Origin of the sequence: Streptomyces sp. NPDC050264 (genome assembly GCF_040655895.1) — a bacterium.
GTDB lineage: Bacteria > Actinomycetota > Actinomycetes > Streptomycetales > Streptomycetaceae > Streptomyces.
The window spans coordinates 136349-153262 of the sequence record NZ_JBFAKV010000015.1 but is presented as its reverse complement, the minus strand read 5'-3'; the positions used below and the strand labels follow the sequence as shown (position 1 = coordinate 153262).

General features: G+C 69.6%; 13 protein-coding genes. 2 read left to right on the top strand and 11 right to left on the bottom strand.

Annotation, left to right across the window (positions count from 1 at the left end):
• Positions 1-17 precede the first annotated feature (17 nt).
• From AB0J02_RS26095 to AB0J02_RS26075, 5 genes are all read right to left on the bottom strand, one after another.
• Entirely contained in the window at positions 18-1079 is a 1062-nt protein-coding gene (locus AB0J02_RS26095; RefSeq protein ID WP_363196184.1) for an NlpC/P60 family protein, read from the bottom strand.
• A 30-nt stretch (positions 1080-1109) separates the two neighbouring features.
• Complete coding sequence (locus tag AB0J02_RS26090) at positions 1110-1592, bottom strand: poly-gamma-glutamate biosynthesis protein PgsC/CapC (protein ID WP_363196183.1); 483 nt, start codon at positions 1590-1592, stop codon at positions 1110-1112.
• A complete protein-coding gene (pgsB, locus tag AB0J02_RS26085) occupies positions 1589-3088 on the bottom strand; it encodes a poly-gamma-glutamate synthase PgsB (RefSeq protein WP_363196182.1) in 1500 nt (499 codons plus the stop codon). Before pgsB ends, AB0J02_RS26090 begins: the two co-directional genes overlap by 4 nt.
• A 7-nt stretch (positions 3089-3095) precedes the next feature.
• Positions 3096-5348 (bottom strand): HAMP domain-containing protein, encoded by a 2253-nt coding sequence (locus tag AB0J02_RS26080; protein WP_363196237.1) that lies wholly within the window; start codon positions 5346-5348, stop codon positions 3096-3098.
• Positions 5349-5573: 225 nt separating this feature from the next.
• Positions 5574-6749: a CapA family protein gene (locus AB0J02_RS26075; protein ID WP_363196236.1), complete on the bottom strand. Its 1176-nt coding sequence runs from the start codon at positions 6747-6749 to the stop codon at positions 5574-5576.
• A gap of 65 nt (positions 6750-6814) precedes the next feature.
• Here AB0J02_RS26075 and AB0J02_RS26070 point away from each other — a divergent pair, with 65 nt between their 5' ends.
• Together AB0J02_RS26070 and AB0J02_RS26065 are read left to right on the top strand one after the other, a co-directional pair.
• Positions 6815-7792, top strand: a complete 978-nt coding sequence (locus AB0J02_RS26070; protein WP_363196181.1) for a hypothetical protein — start codon at positions 6815-6817, stop codon at positions 7790-7792.
• Positions 7789-8142: an NTP pyrophosphohydrolase gene (locus AB0J02_RS26065; protein ID WP_363196180.1), complete on the top strand. Its 354-nt coding sequence runs from the start codon at positions 7789-7791 to the stop codon at positions 8140-8142. Before AB0J02_RS26070 ends, AB0J02_RS26065 begins: the two co-directional genes overlap by 4 nt.
• Before the next feature lie 13 nt (positions 8143-8155).
• Here the strand turns inward: AB0J02_RS26065 and AB0J02_RS26060 are convergent, their stop codons facing one another.
• The 6 genes from AB0J02_RS26060 to AB0J02_RS26035 all read right to left on the bottom strand — a co-directional run bounded on the left by AB0J02_RS26060 (position 8156) and on the right by AB0J02_RS26035 (position 16878).
• Positions 8156-9622 (bottom strand): glycosyltransferase family 39 protein, encoded by a 1467-nt coding sequence (locus tag AB0J02_RS26060; protein WP_363196179.1) that lies wholly within the window; start codon positions 9620-9622, stop codon positions 8156-8158.
• Between the two features lie 72 nt (positions 9623-9694).
• On the bottom strand, positions 9695-11215 hold the full coding sequence (locus tag AB0J02_RS26055) for an amino acid permease (protein ID WP_363196178.1): 1521 nt from the start codon (positions 11213-11215) through the stop codon (positions 9695-9697).
• Between the two features lie 155 nt (positions 11216-11370).
• Positions 11371-13293, bottom strand: coding sequence for a 1-deoxy-D-xylulose-5-phosphate synthase (gene dxs, locus AB0J02_RS26050; protein WP_363196177.1), 1923 nt, complete (start codon positions 13291-13293; stop codon positions 11371-11373).
• Positions 13294-13521: 228 nt separating this feature from the next.
• Entirely contained in the window at positions 13522-14802 is a 1281-nt protein-coding gene (locus AB0J02_RS26045) for a sugar ABC transporter permease (protein ID WP_363196176.1), read from the bottom strand.
• On the bottom strand, positions 14799-15590 hold the full coding sequence (locus tag AB0J02_RS26040; protein WP_363196175.1) for an ATP-binding cassette domain-containing protein: 792 nt from the start codon (positions 15588-15590) through the stop codon (positions 14799-14801). Before AB0J02_RS26040 ends, AB0J02_RS26045 begins: the two co-directional genes overlap by 4 nt.
• 178 nt (positions 15591-15768) lie before the next feature.
• Positions 15769-16878 carry a substrate-binding domain-containing protein gene (locus AB0J02_RS26035; protein ID WP_363196235.1) on the bottom strand — a complete coding sequence of 370 codons (1110 nt, stop codon included), beginning with the start codon at positions 16876-16878 and terminating at the stop codon, positions 15769-15771.
• Between the last annotated feature and the right edge of the window lie 36 nt (positions 16879-16914).

Here is a 16914-nt window from a genome sequence, read left to right as displayed (position 1 = left end):
TGTCCCGCCCCCGGCGGTCACAGGCGTTTGGCGCTGCGGAACAGCCCGGCGTAGAAGCCGTTGCCGTCGATCCGCGAGGTGCCGCCCTTGTCGCCCATGGTGGGGCCGTTGACCTCTTTGCGGCTGGAGATGAAGACGCGGTGCCCGTCGCCGTCGAGGCCCAGGTACAGGGCGACGTGGTCCAGGTGGTTGCCCGTGCGGTGGTCCATCTTGAAGAACAGCAGGTCACCGGGTTGCAGCACGTCGATGTTGGTCGGGCGCGTGTACCAGGGCGAGGAGCCCTGGAGCTTGATGACGTCGACGCCGATCTTGGAGCGGGCCATGCCGTCCGCGGTACGCGCCAGTCCGTCGCCCACCTTGTTGGTGGCGGCCAGCGGGAACCGGGCCCGGTAGCCCCACACCATGCGCATGAAGCCGGAGCAGTCCAGCGAGCGGAAACGCTCCTTGTGCGCCTGCATGGTGGTGCCGTCACGGAAGGTGTACGGGGTACCCAAGTAGTCGTAGAAGTCGTTCTGTTCGAGGCGGTCGACGCCGTCCTCCTTGAACGGCCCGAAGAAGGCGTCCCCCGCGTACTGGATGCCCTCGTCGTCCTTCTTCGCCGGCGCGCCCTCCGCGTACTGGAAGGCGTACGCGAAGACGTCGTCCTCCTCGCTGCCGTAGAACTCCTTGAACCAGTCCTTGAACCACTTCTCCTTCTCGGCGCCCTTGCGCCACGCCTCCGGCATGAGCCGCACCCAGTCCTCGGTCACGACACGGGACTTGGTGTTGGAGGGCTCGCTGAAGGTGCGCGAGGCGCCCTTGAGGGTGGCGGTGCGGGCGCCGTCGGTGAACGTCGCGAGGACCTGGCCGCCCTCACCGCGCAGCACGGACCGCTCGGGGTTCTTCAGGCGTTCCCAGGTCTGCTTGCCGACCTTCTGTCCTGTGCTCGACGACAGCTGGGGCGAGTCGGTGACGGCCTGCACCGCGGGCGCCTTCTCCTGCTCGTCCTTCTTCAGTTCGACGGTGAGGTAGCCGCTGGCGCCGAGCAGGGCGAGCACGGTGACGGCGTGCAGGACGGGACGCTTCTTCTTGGGAGGCATGAAAATCGGCTCCGGTCGGGTGGTCGGCGGTCAGGCGGACGGCATGAAGCCGAGAAGGATGGCGGCGGTCAGGACGACGTACGCCATGAGCGTCACCGATCCGGTCGCGAGCAGGGTGGGCCCCTTGGGCTGGCGCACCAGCTGGTACGCGATGAGGCCGGGCACGATGAAGCCGAGCGTCTGGTTCGCGTACATCAGCGGGAACTCCAGGGACAGCACGATCATGACCGTGGCCTGGAGACTGACGCCGAGCAGCACGACGGCCGCGAAGAGCCGCTTGCCGTAGAGGATCACGTACTTCTGCAGCAGGAGCGTGCCGGCGTACGTCAGGACGGTGACGCCGACGACCATCGCGGCGCGCTGCAGATCCTCGACGAGGGTGAGCGCCAGCCAGCCGGGCGTGATCATGCCGCCGGGAGACAGGTTCGTGGTCAGGTAGCAGACCAGGGAGAACAGCAGCCCGATGGCGATACCCACCGCGGCGATCTCGGGGGTGAGGACGGAGGGGATCAACGGTGCTGCTCTCCTGCTGAGTTGTGCCACTGCTCGAGGTCGTCGGCAGGTGTGGTCGGGGGGACGACGGGCTCGAACAGGCCGCGCGGGGCGGCCGGTTCGCCGTGCTGCTGTTGCTGTTGCTGTTGCTGCGGGTACGGCTGGTGCACGTCACGCTGCACCGGTACGGCGGGCGGCGTCGCGTAGCGCGTCTCGTACGCCGGCGAGTACGGCTGGTACGGGTCGATGTGCGGGGCGTACAGCTGGACCGTGTCGACGTGCCGGGGCGGTTCGACGGGCGCGATGGCCGCGGCGATCTCGGCTTCGTCGGGTGCCTCGTCGGCCGGGAGTTCGGCGAGGTACTCCAGCAGGTGCTCGCCCTGGCCGTGGATGTTGCCGATGGCGACGAGGGAGGAGTCCGGGCCGAGGCGGCCGAGGAGCTGCCCCATGAACTCGTCGGGGTCGCGGCGGTCGCCGCCGAGGTCGACGGCCCGGTCGCGGAAGGCGGCGGGGATCGCGTCGATCGCGGACTTGGCGGGGTGGCCGATCACGAAGACCTGCTCGGGGTCGAGCTCGGGGATGATCTCGCCCATCTGACCGTTGCGCTCGACGCGGTCGGGGCGGCAGTTGATGACGACGTTGAGCGGGCGGTGGATGGCGCCGAGGTCGAGTAGCTGGTTGATGTTCATCAGCGTCGACTCGGGGTCGTTGGCCGCGAAGACGTTCGCGAAGCGGAGCTTCTTGTCGTCGGAGGTCCGGTACCGCTCGACGGAGAGGACGCCCGGGTCCGGCGGGGCGTCGTACATGCCCTGCAGGGCGGTGTCCCGGTCGAGGCCGAGGAGATCGGCGACGACGAGGGCGATGGCGACGTTCTCCTTGAACGTGAACCAGCTGAAGCCGCGCAGTTCCTCGTCGCTGACCATCTCCGGGTCGGCGTAGACCAGCTTGCAGTTCCGGGCGTCCGCCTCCTCCTGGAGGATGTGGAAGCGCTCCACCTCCGCCGTGACGCAGATGCCGTCCTGCGGCATCGAACGGCACAGCGAACGCGCGACGTCGTCGAGGGTGGGGCCCATCTCGGCGAGGTGGTCCTCACGGACGTTGCACAGCACGCCGATCGTGGACCGGATCAGCTTGGACTGATTGATCTCCTGGAGCGCCGGCATGACCGCCATGCACTCGATGACCAGGGCGTCCGGGTGGTACGCGGCGGCCCGGCGCACGATGCCGATCTGCTCGACGACGTTGGCGATGCCGAACTTGCGGTAGACCGGCTCCTCGGTGGCGTCGGGGTGGATGAACCGGGCCGCGGTGCCGGTGGTCTTGGCGACCGTCGTCAGGTCGCCGCCGCGCAGGGCGCCCGCGCACAGGCGGGTGATGGACGACTTGCCGCGGATGCCGTTGACGAGCACGCGGGTGGGTATGTGTTCGAGGTTGGCGAAGTGCCGTCGCTGTTCGATCACTCCGGCGATCAGCAGGATGGCACCGCACACCACGAGCACGGTGTAGAGGAAGAGCACGGGTGTCCTAGTTCCTTCCGGCTCCGGCGGGCGTGCGCGGAGGGCCGCCCTGCCGTCGCTGCTGTTGCTGCAGGCCCTGGAGCTGCTGCCGGACGAGTTCGAGACTGCGGGTGACCGCTCCGACCTCGTCGTGGTGGCGCGGATACAGCACCGACTTGCGGTCGCCGTCGGCCAACTGCTCGGCCTGGCGGGCCAGTTCGCGCAGCGGGCGGACGACGATGATGTGCAGCCAGCCGAGGCAGGCCGCGGCCGCGGTGATGCCGAGCAGGCCCGCGAGGACGGTGCGGTTCTGGTACTGGTACTCGGGGATGGCGAGGCCGGACGCGGACTGCCAGCTGACGACGGTCCAGCCCAGTTCCTTGGCGGCGCCGCCGCCGACGAAGGGGGCGGCGGCGGCGATCTGGTTGTCGCCGCCGTCGCGGAACAGCACGCCGCTGGGGCGCGGGCTCAGGCCGACCTTCTGGTTGCTGCCCTCGACCAGTTCGTCGAGGCGACTGCCGGGCAGCTGGTGGAAGGCCAGGTAGCCGGTGTTGCCGCCGATGATCCGGCGCTTCTCGTCGACGACGCGGACGTCGCCGAGGCCCGGCCGCTTGAGCAGCGAGTTGAGGAAGTCGATGCGGAACTCGCCGACGACGGCGGCGCCGTCACGGCCCGGCAGCTCGGCGGTGCCGACGATGACGGGCTTCTTGCCCTGGTCGTCGAGGACGCGGATGGGCTTGTCGGACGGGCCCTTGCCGGCGCTGTGGACGCCGTCACCGCTCTTCGCGAGGACAGCGCCCTTGGCGTCGAGGACGTAGAGCGACTGGTAGCGGTCGTGCTCGTTCATGGTGCTCTTGAGCACCTCGGTCATCTCCGCGGGGCCGGTGCGGTCGCCGATCAGGGACGCGACGGACGTCAGGTCGGCCTGGCCCTCGTTGAGGGCGCGGCGCACCCGGTCGGTGAGGGTGTCGGTGCGCTCGCGCTGGTCGTTGACCATCTGCTGCGGTACGACGACGGTGTCGCCGGCCCGGTTGAGCAGAAGCAGCAGCGGGGCGCACCACACGAGCAACAGCACGGCGGCGACGGCGAGCAGGGCGCGGGCGCCGAACCGGCGGCGGGCCGCGGTTCCCCCGTCCGCGCCGGACGGGGCGTCCTCGCCGAGGAGTTGGCGGCGCAGCCGCTCCAGTGCGGCGCCGATCCGGGCGGCCTCGCCGCGCCGGGGCACGTTCACCGGCCGGGCCAGGTCGCCGCGGCCGAGGCGGCGGCTCTCCAGGAACAGGTGGATCAGCGGGCGCTGCACGGTGCCCAGCAGGAACGCGACGGTGAGGGCGCCGATGAAGAGCAGCGCGGCCGCGGCGAACAGGCCGAAGACCGGGCTGCTGGTGGCGTCGGAGTTCTCGGCGACCTTCGTCATGGCGACGACGGTGAGGCCGAGTCCGGTGGCGACGGTGGACTCCCCGGCCACGGCCGGGGCGAGCGTCGCGTAGCCGGCGATCTGCCGTTCGCCCTGGTAACGGTCGCCGGTGAGCGAGCCGCTGACGCCGAGGAATCCCCCGGAGCCGGGCTCCTTCGTCGTGAGGGGGTTCTGTCCGGCCCTGCGCGCGGCGGTCTTGGAGAAGTCGTTCAGCTGCCGGTTGGACTCCTTGACCTCCTTGCGCTGGAGGTCGGTGAGGACCTGCTCGGGCTCGGGGATGCCGTCGCTGCTGAGCACGGTGCCGGACCGGTCGATGACGGCGATGGAGCGGAACTCGCCGAGGCTGATGCCGGGGAACTTCAGGCTGGTGGAGGTCACGAGCAGCTGCTGCGGCTGCCCCTGCCAGTGCAGCAGCGCGAAGCTGAGCAGCCGGGTCTCACCGTTCTGGAGGCGGACCATGCGCGGGGCGAGGCCGTCCTTCCCGGCGAGCTTGGTGCGGTCGATCGCGCTCAGCGGCACGTTCTCACCGCGGGCGGCGAGCAGTTTGCCGGACTTGATCTCGACGACGGCGCTGCCGTTCCACTTCTGGTAGACGTTGCCGATCTTGTCGAGCACGGCGTCGGCGGGCACCTGGTCACCGGCGCTGAACAGGGCGGCCGTCCGCGTCAGGTCGGTGACGCCTTCGTCGACGGAGGCGCGCATCGCGATGGCGCCGTCCTCGGCGAAGTGCTGCTGCGAGGTCATGACGGCTTTCGGTACGCCGACGTCGTCGACGCGTCCGAGAGTGAGGGCGGTGATGCCCGCCAGAGCGAGAAGCAGAACCGACAGCACTGCGATGGGCGGACGTATGCCGCCCAACAGGGACATGTCGGCACGTCGGCGGACCTTGTGCCGCCGCTTCGTGCGCGAAGCGGCCAACGGGGGGCTCCTCTCGGGCAGGTCTGGGCGCGCGGATGCGCAAAATCGCGCATGAAACTCTGCGATTCGGAAACATCTGACGTGTTTGCGCGACAAAGGGTTGTACGAGTGACGACAAGAAGTGAGGCACGTCACTCTGACCCGATCAGAACCGAAAGCGCCCCAACGGTCCGGCTACTGCGGCAGGCTTTTCAGCGGCACGAGCCCGTCCTTGGATGCGCCACGGTTGAGCATCGTGCCCTCCGTGCGCTCGAACGCGAGCCGGTAGCGGGCACGGCGCTGTGCGCTCAGGTCCTTGTCGTCGCGCAGAGCGGCGGCCACGTCGAGCAGCCGGTGGTCGGTGACGGCTCCGGCGGGCAGCTTGCCCGACTCGTCCGGCTCCGGCGGGATCTCGGTGAGCGTGGGCAGATACTTGGCCCGCACATCCCACTCGCCCCCGCGCTTGGTGAACTCGAACCAGCCGATGACGCCCTCCTCGGTCAGCCCGGTGGGGACGTCGTGCCGGGCCACCTCGTTGCCGAGCCCGTACGCGATCCAGGTCCCGTCGACCTTCTCCATCGGCTGCACGACGTGCGCGTGGTGGCCGATGACCAGGTCGATCCCGGTCTTCTCGGCGATCTGCCGGCCGAGCTTGAGCTGTGAACTGCTCGGGTTGGGCTGGTTCTCGCGGCCCCAGTGGATGGAGAGGATCACCACGTCGGCGCCGGCTTCGCGGGCCCGCTTCTCGGCGGCCGCGATCCGGTCGAAGTCGGTCTGGTTGACCAACCAGGGCTTGTCCTTGGGCACTTCGTTGCCGTTGAAGCCGAAGGCGTAGGAGAGCTGGGCGACCTTGACGCCCTTGACGTCCACGATCAGCGGCTTGGCCGCCTCGGCGGCGCTGCGGGCCGAACCCGTGTGCTTGAGGCCCGCCTTGTCCAGGACGTTCAGGGTGTTGGTGACGCCGCCGACGCCATGGTCCAGGGTGTGGTTGGAGGCGGTGGAGCAGGTGTCGTAGCCGACGTTCTTGATCGACGTGGCGATCTGCGGCGGGACCCGGAAGGCCGGGTAGCTCTCGAAGGGACCCTCGGGCTTGCCCGCGACCGGCTCGAAGTGGCAGATCGCGAGATCGGCCTTGCTGATGACGGGCTTGATGCCGGCCATCAGGGGGTCGAAGTCGAGCCCCTTCTCGCCCTTCCCCGTCGCCTTCGCGTCCTTGGCCGCCTGCTCGGTGAGCTGCGGGTGGATGAGAATGTCACCGGCGGCGGCGACGGTGAACGAAGGACCGTCGGCGGCGGCCTTCTCGTCGTCCGAGCCGAACGGGCCACAGGCCGCGGTGCCCGCGAGCAGCGCGACGAGGGCGGCGCCGGACATACCGAGACGGCTGCGGCGAGGGGTGTGGAAGGGGCGTCTGATCACGCGACTATCTTTATACAACTATGACGACCAACCGGACAAAGACGATAACGATTGCAACAACACTGATCGTTGCCGTCGCGGCGGCCGCCTTGCTGACGCTGTCGCCGACCCTCAGGGACACCGCCGGGGACAGCTCCGCGCCGCGCTCCGACGACCGCACCAGGGTGGACCTGATGGCGCGCGTGACGGACTACACCGCGCGCTTCGGGCCCGACACGGGCTACCGGGAGCCGTCACGAAGCGACCGCGAGGCCATCGCACACGGGGTCGCCCTCCTGCTGGACGGAGAGCGGAAGCAGGCCCAACGCCGCCTGTCGGACATCGACTTCACCCTCCATACCCTCACCGACAGCGTCTCGGGGCGCCGCTACACGGAGATCGCCGACCGCACCGACGACGGTTCCGCGCCGCGCGGCTGGGGACGGGTCTACGTCGCCGAGGACAGCACCCCGGGCGACAGACGCTGGACCGTCCAGGTCCCGCACCCGGTCGCCGACCGCAACACGGAGCGCCTCGGCGTCGGCGTCCTGCGCGGCTCCCGCGGCGGCATCATGGTGATTGCAGGCGCACATCGCAAAGCCGGTGAGGATGGTGCGGCCGATGTCGCGCACCGCCGGGACACGGTCTTCGACGCTGTCTGCGACACATTGGCCGAGCGGGGCCGGCCCGCTGTGCAACTGCACGGCTTCGCGGACGACTCGGCGCCGCGCCACGACGTCGTGGCGTCCACGGGCCGCGGTTCGGTCGCCCGCGCCGAGGGCCGCCTCCTCGCGGACGCGCTGGGCGAGCGGGACTTCGCCGTGTGCCGCGCCTGGGCCCGCACCTGCCCACTGGCGGGCCACACGAATGTGCAGGGCCGCAAGGCCGAGGCGGAGCACGTACCGTTCCTGCACATCGAGCTGAGCAACCGGATCCGCACGGACGAACGGCACACGGCGCGCGCCGTCGCGGCCATCGGCCTGGTCACGGATCTGTGGCGGAAAGGCGAACGCCCATGACGACGACTCTCCTGGTGGTGGACGGCGCGAACGTCGTCGGCTCCGTCCCCGACGGCTGGTGGCGCGACCGGCACGCCGCCGCCGTACGCCTGCGCGACCGTCTCGCGCTCTACGCCGAGCAACACCCCGACGAAGAGGTGGTACTGGTGGTCGAGGGCCGCGCCCGCGGGGTCGAGCCGCTGCCGGGAGTCCGGGTCGAGGAGGCACCCGGCGAGGGCGACGACCACATCGTGGCGGTGGCGGCCGGCGCGGCGGGCCCGTGCGTGGTCGTGACGGCGGACCGTGAACTGCGGCGCAGGGTCGAGGAGTCGGGGGCGCGCTGCGTGGGGCCCCGGACGGTGTACCCGTAACGGCTGTGCCGCCTCACCCCCGACGTACGTACACCACCGCCCCGTCGACGTCGCCCACCACCTCGTAGGGCGCCAGCATGCGTCGCAGTGAGCGCGTGCGCTGCGCTCCGTACGGGGCTCCCCGGGAGTCGTCCACCACCAGCCGTGGTGCCCGCGTCGCGAACTCCGCCCGGAATACGTCCCAGGCGCCCGCCACCGCGTACTTCTCCCCCACCTGCGGCCCGTCCCGGCCGCCGCTGTAGTTCGTGAGCAGGCCTGCCGTCAGGAAGCGGGTCGCGGGTCGGCGGCCGGCCAGCCAGTACGTCTCCGGGTGCATGCCCCACACCAGTACCGGTTCGTGCGGTGCGGAGCGCGCGCGTACCTCCTGCGCGACGCGCTGGGCGTGCGCGAGTTCGGGGCGCGGTGCGAGCAGCCCCCACGTGACGAACAGCGCGCAGCAGCACGCGGACGTGAGCAGCGCCGTGCCGAGGCGTTCGCGCGGCAGGGTCTGGAGTGCGGCGGTGCCCAACAGGGCGAGGGGCGGAATGAGCTGGAGGTAGTAGTGGCCGAAGAAGTGGAAGCCGAGGAGTACTGCCCCGGCGGACGAGCCGAGCCACAGCCACAGGTCCCCGCACCCCGTACGGGATACGCGCAGCGCGCGGGCGATCGGGGGCAGGATCCCGGCGCAGGCCACCGCGAGGATCGCCGCGTTCGTCAATCCCCGTCCCAGTACGTGGAGTTCGGAGCCGGTGAAGGAGGCGTACGCGCCTGACCCGGTGACCGTCCAGAACAGGAAACCCGCCGGGTCCGTGGCGAGGGCGACCGCGAGCACCGGCAGTGCCGCCCCGACCGCGCACCGCACCAGGTCTCTTCGGGGAGTCCCGCAGCGCCACAGCATCCAGGCGACGGGCACGAGGACCGCTCCCCCGGTCTGCTTGGCCAGGAACGCGCAGGCGACGGCGGCCCCGCACAGGCCCCACCGGCGCCGGTCCGCGCACCACAGGGCGGCCGCGGTCCACGGCAGCATGAACACCTCGAAGGTGGCGGCCTGCGCGTCCTCCGGGTTGAGCCCGACCGAGGCCAGCAGGTACAGCACGCCCGCGGTGCGGCCCGCCGTGGGGCCCCAGCGGCGGTGCGCGATCGAGGCGAGCAGCAGTGCCGTGGTCAGCTGCGCGGCGACCGCGCAGACCCGCAGCGGGGTGAGCGAGCCGGATCCGAAGACCGCGAACGCGGCCTCGTACAGCCAGGGCACGAGCGGTGGCTTGCGGTCGACGACGGTCTCGTAGAGCCGGCCGCCGTGCGCCAACATCCCTGCCTGGACGGCGAGATAGCCCTCGTCGGGGTTCCAGAGCGGCCGGACGAAGGAGGGGACGCGGGTGACGCAGGCGAGGAGGGCGAGGAGCGGGGCCAGGCGACGCCAGTAGCCGGGCGCGGGTCTGCGGTCGCAGGCGCGGCGGGATTCGGATACGTACGGTAGTGGTGTCCGCGCCTCGGTGAGCATGGGCGCCAAACTATCCGGCCCCGCAGTCCGCATCGAAGCGGGACATACGGGGCCGGGCGCATTCCTTGACGGTTACTGCGAGTTGTCGCTCGCCTGCCTGCTCCGCGCCAGCCCGCTGTGCTTACGGCCGTACACGAAGTAGATGACGAGGCCGAGGACCATCCAGGCGAGGAAGCGCAGCCAGGTCTCCACCGACAGGTTGAGCATCAGCCAGACCGACGCGGCGACCGAGGCGATCGGCAGCACGGGCACCCAGGGGGCGCGGAACGCGCGGGGCAGGTCGGGGCGGGTCCGGCGCAGGATGATCACGCCGAGGGCGACCACGACGAAGGCGAACAGCGTGCCGATGTTGACCAGCTTGGACAGTTCTTCGAGGGAGACGAACCCGGCGAGGATCGCGGACGCGACGCCGAGGATGATCGTCGAGCGGTACGGCGTACGGAACTTGGGGTGGACCTCGCTGAAGACCTTCGGCAGGAGTCCGTCGCGGCTCATCGCGAAGAAGACGCGGCCCTGGCCGAGCAGCAGGATCATCACGACGGTGACCAGGCCGATGATGGCGCCGAAGTTGATGAGTCCCGCCCAGAACGGCTGGCCGATCGCCTTGAACGCGTCGGCGAGCGGGGCGTCCGCGCTGAGGGAGCTGTACTTCTGCATGCCGGTGACGACGATCGACACGGCGACGTACAGGGCCGTGCAGATGGCGAGCGAGCCGATGATGCCGCGCGGGACGTCCTTGGCCGGGTCGACGGTCTCCTCGGCGGCGGTGGCGACGACGTCGAAGCCGATGTACGCGAAGAAGACGACGGCCGCGGCGGTGAAGATGCCCATGACGCCGAAGGCCGAGGGGGTGTAGCCGAAGGCTGTTTCGAGGAGCGTCGCACTGGCTCCGGAGCCGCCGGACACGTCCTTCTTCGGCGGGATGAACGGCGAGTAGTTGGCGCCGACGATGTGGAAGCTGCCGACGGCGATGATGATCAGGACGACGAGGACCTTGACGGCGACCACCAGCGAGGTGACGTGCGCGGACAGCTTGACGCCCGCGACCAGGACCCCGGTCATCACCAGGATCAGCAGCGCGGCGGCGATGTTGAAGCCGAACGTGCCGTCGGACGGGCCGAGCAGCGCCGTCGGCAGCGGGATGCCCCAGCTGTCGAGGAGCGACTGGACGTAGCCCGCCCAGCCGACGGAGACGGTGGCCGCGCCCAGGGCCAGTTCGAGGACCAGGTCCCAGCCGATGATCCAGGCGACGAACTCACCGAGCGAGGCGTACGCGAAGGTGTACGCGGAGCCCGCCACCGGGACGGTGGAGGCGAACTCGGCGTAGCACAGCGCCGCGAGGGCGCACACGATGCCCGCGACGATGAAGGCGAGCGCGACGGCGGGGCCCGCGTAGTTCTTGGCCACGGTGCCCGTGGTCACGAAGATGCCGGCGCCGATGACGACGCCGACGCCGAAGACCGTGAGGTCCAGGGCGGAGAGCGACTTGTTGAGCTTGTGCTCGGGTTCCTCGGTGTCCTTGATGGACTGCTCGATGGACTTCGTCCTGAACAGGCCGCTGCGTTCGCGTCCCGCTGCTGGCTGGGTGGTCACCGGTTTGCCTCCGTGCGCCTTGTCGTCCCGACATGATCGGGACGAGTAGCCTCCGGCGGGCCGGTCAGTCCCGGGATTTCACGCGAAAGGGGCCGGCCGGACCACCCTATGGGTGAGTCCGGCCGGCCCCTTCGCTGCCGCGCACGGTGCGGGGCTCAGTCGCGAGCGGGCTCCATCTCCTCGGCGGCGGAGCGCTCGTGGCGGCCGTCCAGCTTCGCCACCAGGCCCGTGACCTGCCGGGCGATGTCGGGGGCCGTCAGGCCGATCTCCGCCATGACCTCCTTGCGGGAGGCGTGGTCGAGGAAGCGGGGCGGGATGCCGAAGTCACGCAGCGGGACGTCGACGCCCGCGTCGCGCAGGGCCTGGGCGACGGCCGAGCCGACGCCGCCGACCCGCGAGTTGTCCTCGACCGTCACCACGACGCGGTGCCGCTCGGCGAGCGGGGCCATCGCCTCGTCGACCGGCTTGACCCAGCGCGGGTCGACGACGGTCGTCGTGATGCCCTGCTTGTCGAGCAGGCCGGCGATCTCCAGGCACATGGACGCCAGCGCGCCGACCGAGACGAGCAGGACGTCGGGCCGGTCCGAGCCCGGCTCGCGCAGCACATCCATGCCGCCGACCCTGCCGACGGCCTCGACGGCCGGGCCGACCGCGCCCTTGGAGTAGCGCACGACCGTCGGGGTGTCCTCCACCGCGACGGCCTCGCGCAGCTGGGCGCGGACCTGGTCGGCGTCGCGCGGGGCGGCGATCCGCAGGCCCGGGACGACCTGGAGGATCGACATGTCCCACATGCCGTTGTGCGAGGCGCCGTCGGTGCCGGTGACGCCGGCCCGGTCCAGGACGAAGGTGACGCCGCACTTGTGCAGGGCCACGTCCATCAGGAGCTGGTCGAAGGCGCGGTTGAGGAAGGTCGCGTAGACGGCGAAGACGGGGTGCAGGCCGCCCGCCGCCAGGCCCGCCGCCGACACCGCGCCGTGCTGCTCCGCGATGCCCACGTCGTAGACCCGGTCCGGGAAGGCGTCCGCGAACTTCTTCAGGCCGACCGGCTGCAGCATCGCGGCCGTGATCGCGACGATGTCCTCGCGCTCCTTGCCGAGCGCGACCATCTCGTCGCCGAAGACGGAGGTCCAGTCGGCGCCGGACGCCTTGACCGGCAGGCCGGTGTCGGGGTGGATGGGGCCGATGCCGTGGAAACGGTCCGCCTCGTCCTGGAGGGCGGGCGTGTAGCCGCGGCCCTTCTCCGTGAGGCAGTGCACGATGACCGGGCCGCCGAAGCGCTTGGCGCGGACCAGCGCCGACTCCAGGGCCTCGATGTCGTGGCCGTCGATCGGCCCGACGTACTTCAGGCCCAGGTCCTCGAACATGCCCTGCGGTGCGATGAAGTCCTTGAGACCCTTCTTGGCGCCGTGCAGGGTCTCGTAGAGCGGCCGGCCGACGACCGGGGTGCGCTCCAGGAGGTCCTTGCCGCGCGCCAGGAAGCGCTCGTAGCCGTCCGTGGTGCGCAGGGTGGCCAGGTGGTTGGCCAGGCCGCCGATCGTGGGAGCGTACGAGCGCTCGTTGTCATTGACCACGATGACCAGGGGGCGGTCCTTGGCGGCGGCGATGTTGTTCAGCGCCTCCCAGGCCATGCCGCCGGTGAGGGCGCCGTCACCGATGACCGCGACGACGTGGTCGTCCTTCTTCAGTACCTCGTTGGCCTTGGCGAGGCCGTCGGCCCAGCCGAGGACGGTGGAGGCGTGCGAGTTCTCGATGACGTCGTGCTCGGACTCGGCCTGCGAGGGGTAGCCGGACAGGCCGCCCTTCATCTTCAGCTTGGAGAAGTCCTGCCGGCCGGTGAGCAGCTTGTGCACGTAGGACTGGTGACCGGTGTCCCACAGGACCTTGTCCTGCGGCGACTCGAATACGCGGTGCAGGGCGATGGTCAGCTCCACGACACCGAGGTTGGGGCCGAGGTGGCCGCCTGTCTTCGACACCGCGTCGACGAGGAAGGTCCGGATCTCTCCCGCCAGCTGGTCCAGCTGCTCCAGGGTGAGTCGGTCCAGATCGCGCGGTCCCTTGATGCGGGTCAGCAGCGGCACCCGTGCCTCCTTGCGATAGAGCTGTGAGTAGCTGGCTGAGCTGTTCGAGCTTGCCGGGTCTGTCGAGTCTAATGTTCCGCCTTCGGGGGCGGCGGGCGGGCCGGGCGTTGCCGGCCACACGATCGGCCTACCCCAATGGGAACAGGCGTTCCCACGAGGACATGACTGTGCCCGGCGTCGTCCTTGACGCCGGGCACAGTCAGCCCAGGTGAACCCGGTCGGAAGCGGTCAGGCGCGGCCGGCCGACTTCTGCGTCTTGCGGGTGATCGAGTCGATGACGACCGTGGCGAGGAGCACACCACCGGTGATCATGTACTGGATCGGAGTGGCGATGCCCTGGAGCGCGAGGCCGTACTGGATCGACGTGATGACCAGCACACCGAGCAGCGCGTTCCACGTGCGGCCCCGGCCACCGAAGAGGCTGGTGCCACCGATGACGGCCGCGGCGATGACGTTCATCAGGAGGTCGCCGGAGCCGGCGCTCTGGTTGGCCGCCGCGATCTTGGAGGCCCAGAAGAGACCGCCGACCGCCGCGAACAGACCGGCGATGGCGAACACGGAGACCCGCACCGCCGTGACGTTGATACCGGCACGGCGCGACGCCTCGACGCTGCCGCCGAGCGCGAAGACCTTGCGGCCGTACGTGGTACGGCGCAGCACGAAGTCGCTGCCGACCAGGACGATCGCGAAGAGCAGCACCGCGAGCGGCAGGCCCTTGTACTGGTTGAAGATGATCGCGACACCGAACGCGGCGATCGCGAGCAGCACCGTGCGCAGCACGATGTCGCTCAGCGGCCGGGACGGGATGCCCGCGGCCTCGCGACGCCGGTTGGCCAGGAAGGTCGGCACGAAGTAGGCGACGATCGCGACGACGGCCAGGCCGTAGGCGGCGGCGACGTCCGCGAAGTAGTAGTTCGTCAGGTTGCCGACGACGCCTTCGCTGTCGATGTTGATCGTGCCGTTGGAGCCCAGGATCTGGAGCATGAAGCCGTTCCAGAACAGCAGGCCCGCCAGGGTCACGGCGAACGCGGGCGCGCCGATCCGGGCGAAGAAGAAGCCGTGCAGGGCGCCGATGACGGCACCGGCCGCGAGGGCGGTCAGGACGGCCAGCCACTCGTTGACCCCGTGGGTGATGCTCATCACGGCCATGATCGCCGAGGAGACACCGGAGACGGAGCCGACCGAGAGGTCGATCTCGCCGAGCAGCAGCACGAAGATGATGCCGACCGACATCATGCCCGTCGCGACCATGGCGACGAAGATGTTGTTGAGGTTCTCCGCGCCCAGGAACGCCGAGTTGAGGCTCTGGAAGATCGCGCAGATGACGATCAGGCCGATGACGACCGGAATGGCGCCGAGGTCACCACCGCGGATCTTGCGCTTGAACTCGCCGATGTAGCCCGCGAACCCCTGCTCGCGCACGAGGAGCCGGGGGTCGACGGCCGTCACGGTGGCACCCGCGGCCGCGGGTGCGGCGTCCACAGGGGCTTTGGTCTTGTCGATGCTCACTTCTGAGCCTCCGCGTTGCTGCGCGCCGCACGACGGGTCACGGCGTTGTCCGTGGCGCCGGTGATGGCGGAGATGATCTCTTCCTGCGAGGTCGTCCTGACCTCGAACACACCGTTGTTGCGGCCGAGCCGGAGAACGGCGACCTTGTCGGCGACAGCCTTCACATCGGCCATGTTGTGGCTGATGAGGATGACCGCGTGGCCGCGCTCGCGCAGCCGCTCGACGAGGTCGAGCACCTGCGCCGTCTGCTCGACACCGAGGGCGGCCGTCGGCTCGTCCAGGATGACCAGCTTGGGCTCGCCGAGCATGGAGCGGGCGATGGCCACGACCTGGCGCTGACCGCCGGAGAGCGAGGCGATCGGGATCCGCACGCTGGGGATGCGGATCGACAGGGTCTCGAGCAACTCGCGGGAGCGGCGCTCCATTTCGATCTCGTCGAGGACACCGCGACGCTTGAGCTCACGGCCCAGGTAGAGGTTGCCGACGACATCGATGTTGTCGCACAGCGAGAGGTCCTGGTAGACGGTCGCGATGCCCAGGTTCTGGGCGTCGTGCGGCTTGTTGACCGTGACGGCCTTGCCGTTCCACTCGATGACACCTTCATCGATGGGGTGGACACCGGCGATCGTCTTGACAAGGGTGGACTTTCCGGCACCGTTGTCGCCGACCAGGGCGACCACCTCACCGGCGTGGACCTCAAGCTCTACGTCGGTGAGCGCCTGGACGGCACCGAATCGCTTGGAGACCCCGCGCAACGCCAGCACGGGCGTAGCGGACACGTGAACCATCTCCTTCGCCGCCAAAGGCCTGACCCGGCGGGAGGTTGAACAGGGGAGAAGACTGAGGGGGGTGTTCCGTCCGGCGCCCCGCCGTTGAGCTGCGGGGCTGTCGGCGGCGGGGCGCCGGACGTGCTTACACGGGAGCGCTACCGGAAGCGGTGCGCAAGTCCCGTGCAGAACAAGGGGGTTACTTCAGACCGATCTTGCCGCAGGCGGCCTTGTACTTGGCCGTGCAGATCTCGTCGAGGGTGTAGTAACCCTCCTTGACGACGGTGTCCTTGATGTTGTCCTGGGTCAGCGAGACGACCGGGACGATCACGGACGGGACACCCTTCTCGGTGCCGCTGTCGACGGTGCCCGTCGCGAGGGAGCTGTCGAGCTTGCCGTCCTTGACGATGGAGACGGCCATCTTCGCGACGGTCTCGGCCTCCGTCGGGTACGACTTGAACACGCTCATGTACTGCTCGCCCGTGACGATCCGCTGCACACCCGCGAGCTCGGCGTCCTGGCCGGTGACCGGGGGAAGCTTGCTCAGGCCCGCGCCCTTGAGCGCGGTGATGATGCCGCCCGCCATGCCGTCGTTGGCGGAGTAGACGCCGGCGATCTTGTCCTTGCCGACCGCGGAGATGGCGCCTTCCATGTTCTGGTTGGCGTTCTCCGGCTTCCACTCCTTGGTGTCGTAGGACTTGGCGATGGTCACCTTGTCCTTGAGCACCGAGAGCGCGCCGTCCTTGAACTGCTTGGCGTTCGGGTCGGTGATCGCGCCGTTCATCATCACGATCTTGCTGCTCTTGGTGGCCTTGGAGCCCATGGCCTTCAGGAGCGCCTCGCCCTGCGTCTTGCCGACCTCGGTGTTGTCGAACGAGGTGTAGGCGGCGATCGGGCCCTCGGCCAGGCGGTCGTACGCGACGACGGGGATGTTCGCGTCCTTGGCCTTCTTCACGCCGTTGGCGACGGCCTTGTAGTCGACCGCGTCCAGGATCAGCACGTCGACCTTCTTGGTGATCATCGTGTCGATCTGCTGCGACTGGAGGGTCGCGTCCTGCTTGGCGTTCAGGTACTCGAGCTTGCCCTTGCCATTGGTCAGCGTCGCTATCTGCTTCTCAATGATCGGCTTGTCGAACTTCTCGTAGCGCGCGGTCTGGTTCTCCGGCAGCAGCAGGCCGACGGTGATGTCGTCGCCCTTCTTGGTGCTCGTCTTGTCACCGTCGTCGCCCTTGGACTCCTTGGCGGAGCCACAGGCGGCGAGCGAGACCGCCATGGCGGTGGCACAGAACGCAACGGCGGCACGACGCATACGCGTGTTCACTTCAGAAACCTCCCTGACGAGGCC

What these genes read in the sequence shown, in the direction of transcription:
- AB0J02_RS26095 (WP_363196184.1), bottom strand. Translation starts at nt 1,079, where the DNA reads ATGCCTCCCAAGAAGAAGCGTCCCGTCCTGCACGCCGTCACCGTGCTC.
- AB0J02_RS26080 (WP_363196237.1), bottom strand. Translation starts at nt 5,348, where the DNA reads ATGTCCCTGTTGGGCGGCATACGTCCGCCCATCGCAGTGCTGTCGGTT.
- AB0J02_RS26075 (WP_363196236.1), bottom strand. Translation starts at nt 6,749, where the DNA reads ATGTCCGGCGCCGCCCTCGTCGCGCTGCTCGCGGGCACCGCGGCCTGT.
- AB0J02_RS26070 (WP_363196181.1), top strand. Translation starts at nt 6,815, where the DNA reads ATGACGACCAACCGGACAAAGACGATAACGATTGCAACAACACTGATC.
- AB0J02_RS26065 (WP_363196180.1), top strand. Translation starts at nt 7,789, where the DNA reads ATGACGACGACTCTCCTGGTGGTGGACGGCGCGAACGTCGTCGGCTCC.
- AB0J02_RS26060 (WP_363196179.1), bottom strand. Translation starts at nt 9,622, where the DNA reads ATGCTCACCGAGGCGCGGACACCACTACCGTACGTATCCGAATCCCGC.
- AB0J02_RS26040 (WP_363196175.1), bottom strand. Translation starts at nt 15,590, where the DNA reads ATGGTTCACGTGTCCGCTACGCCCGTGCTGGCGTTGCGCGGGGTCTCC.
- AB0J02_RS26035 (WP_363196235.1), bottom strand. Translation starts at nt 16,878, where the DNA reads ATGCGTCGTGCCGCCGTTGCGTTCTGTGCCACCGCCATGGCGGTCTCG.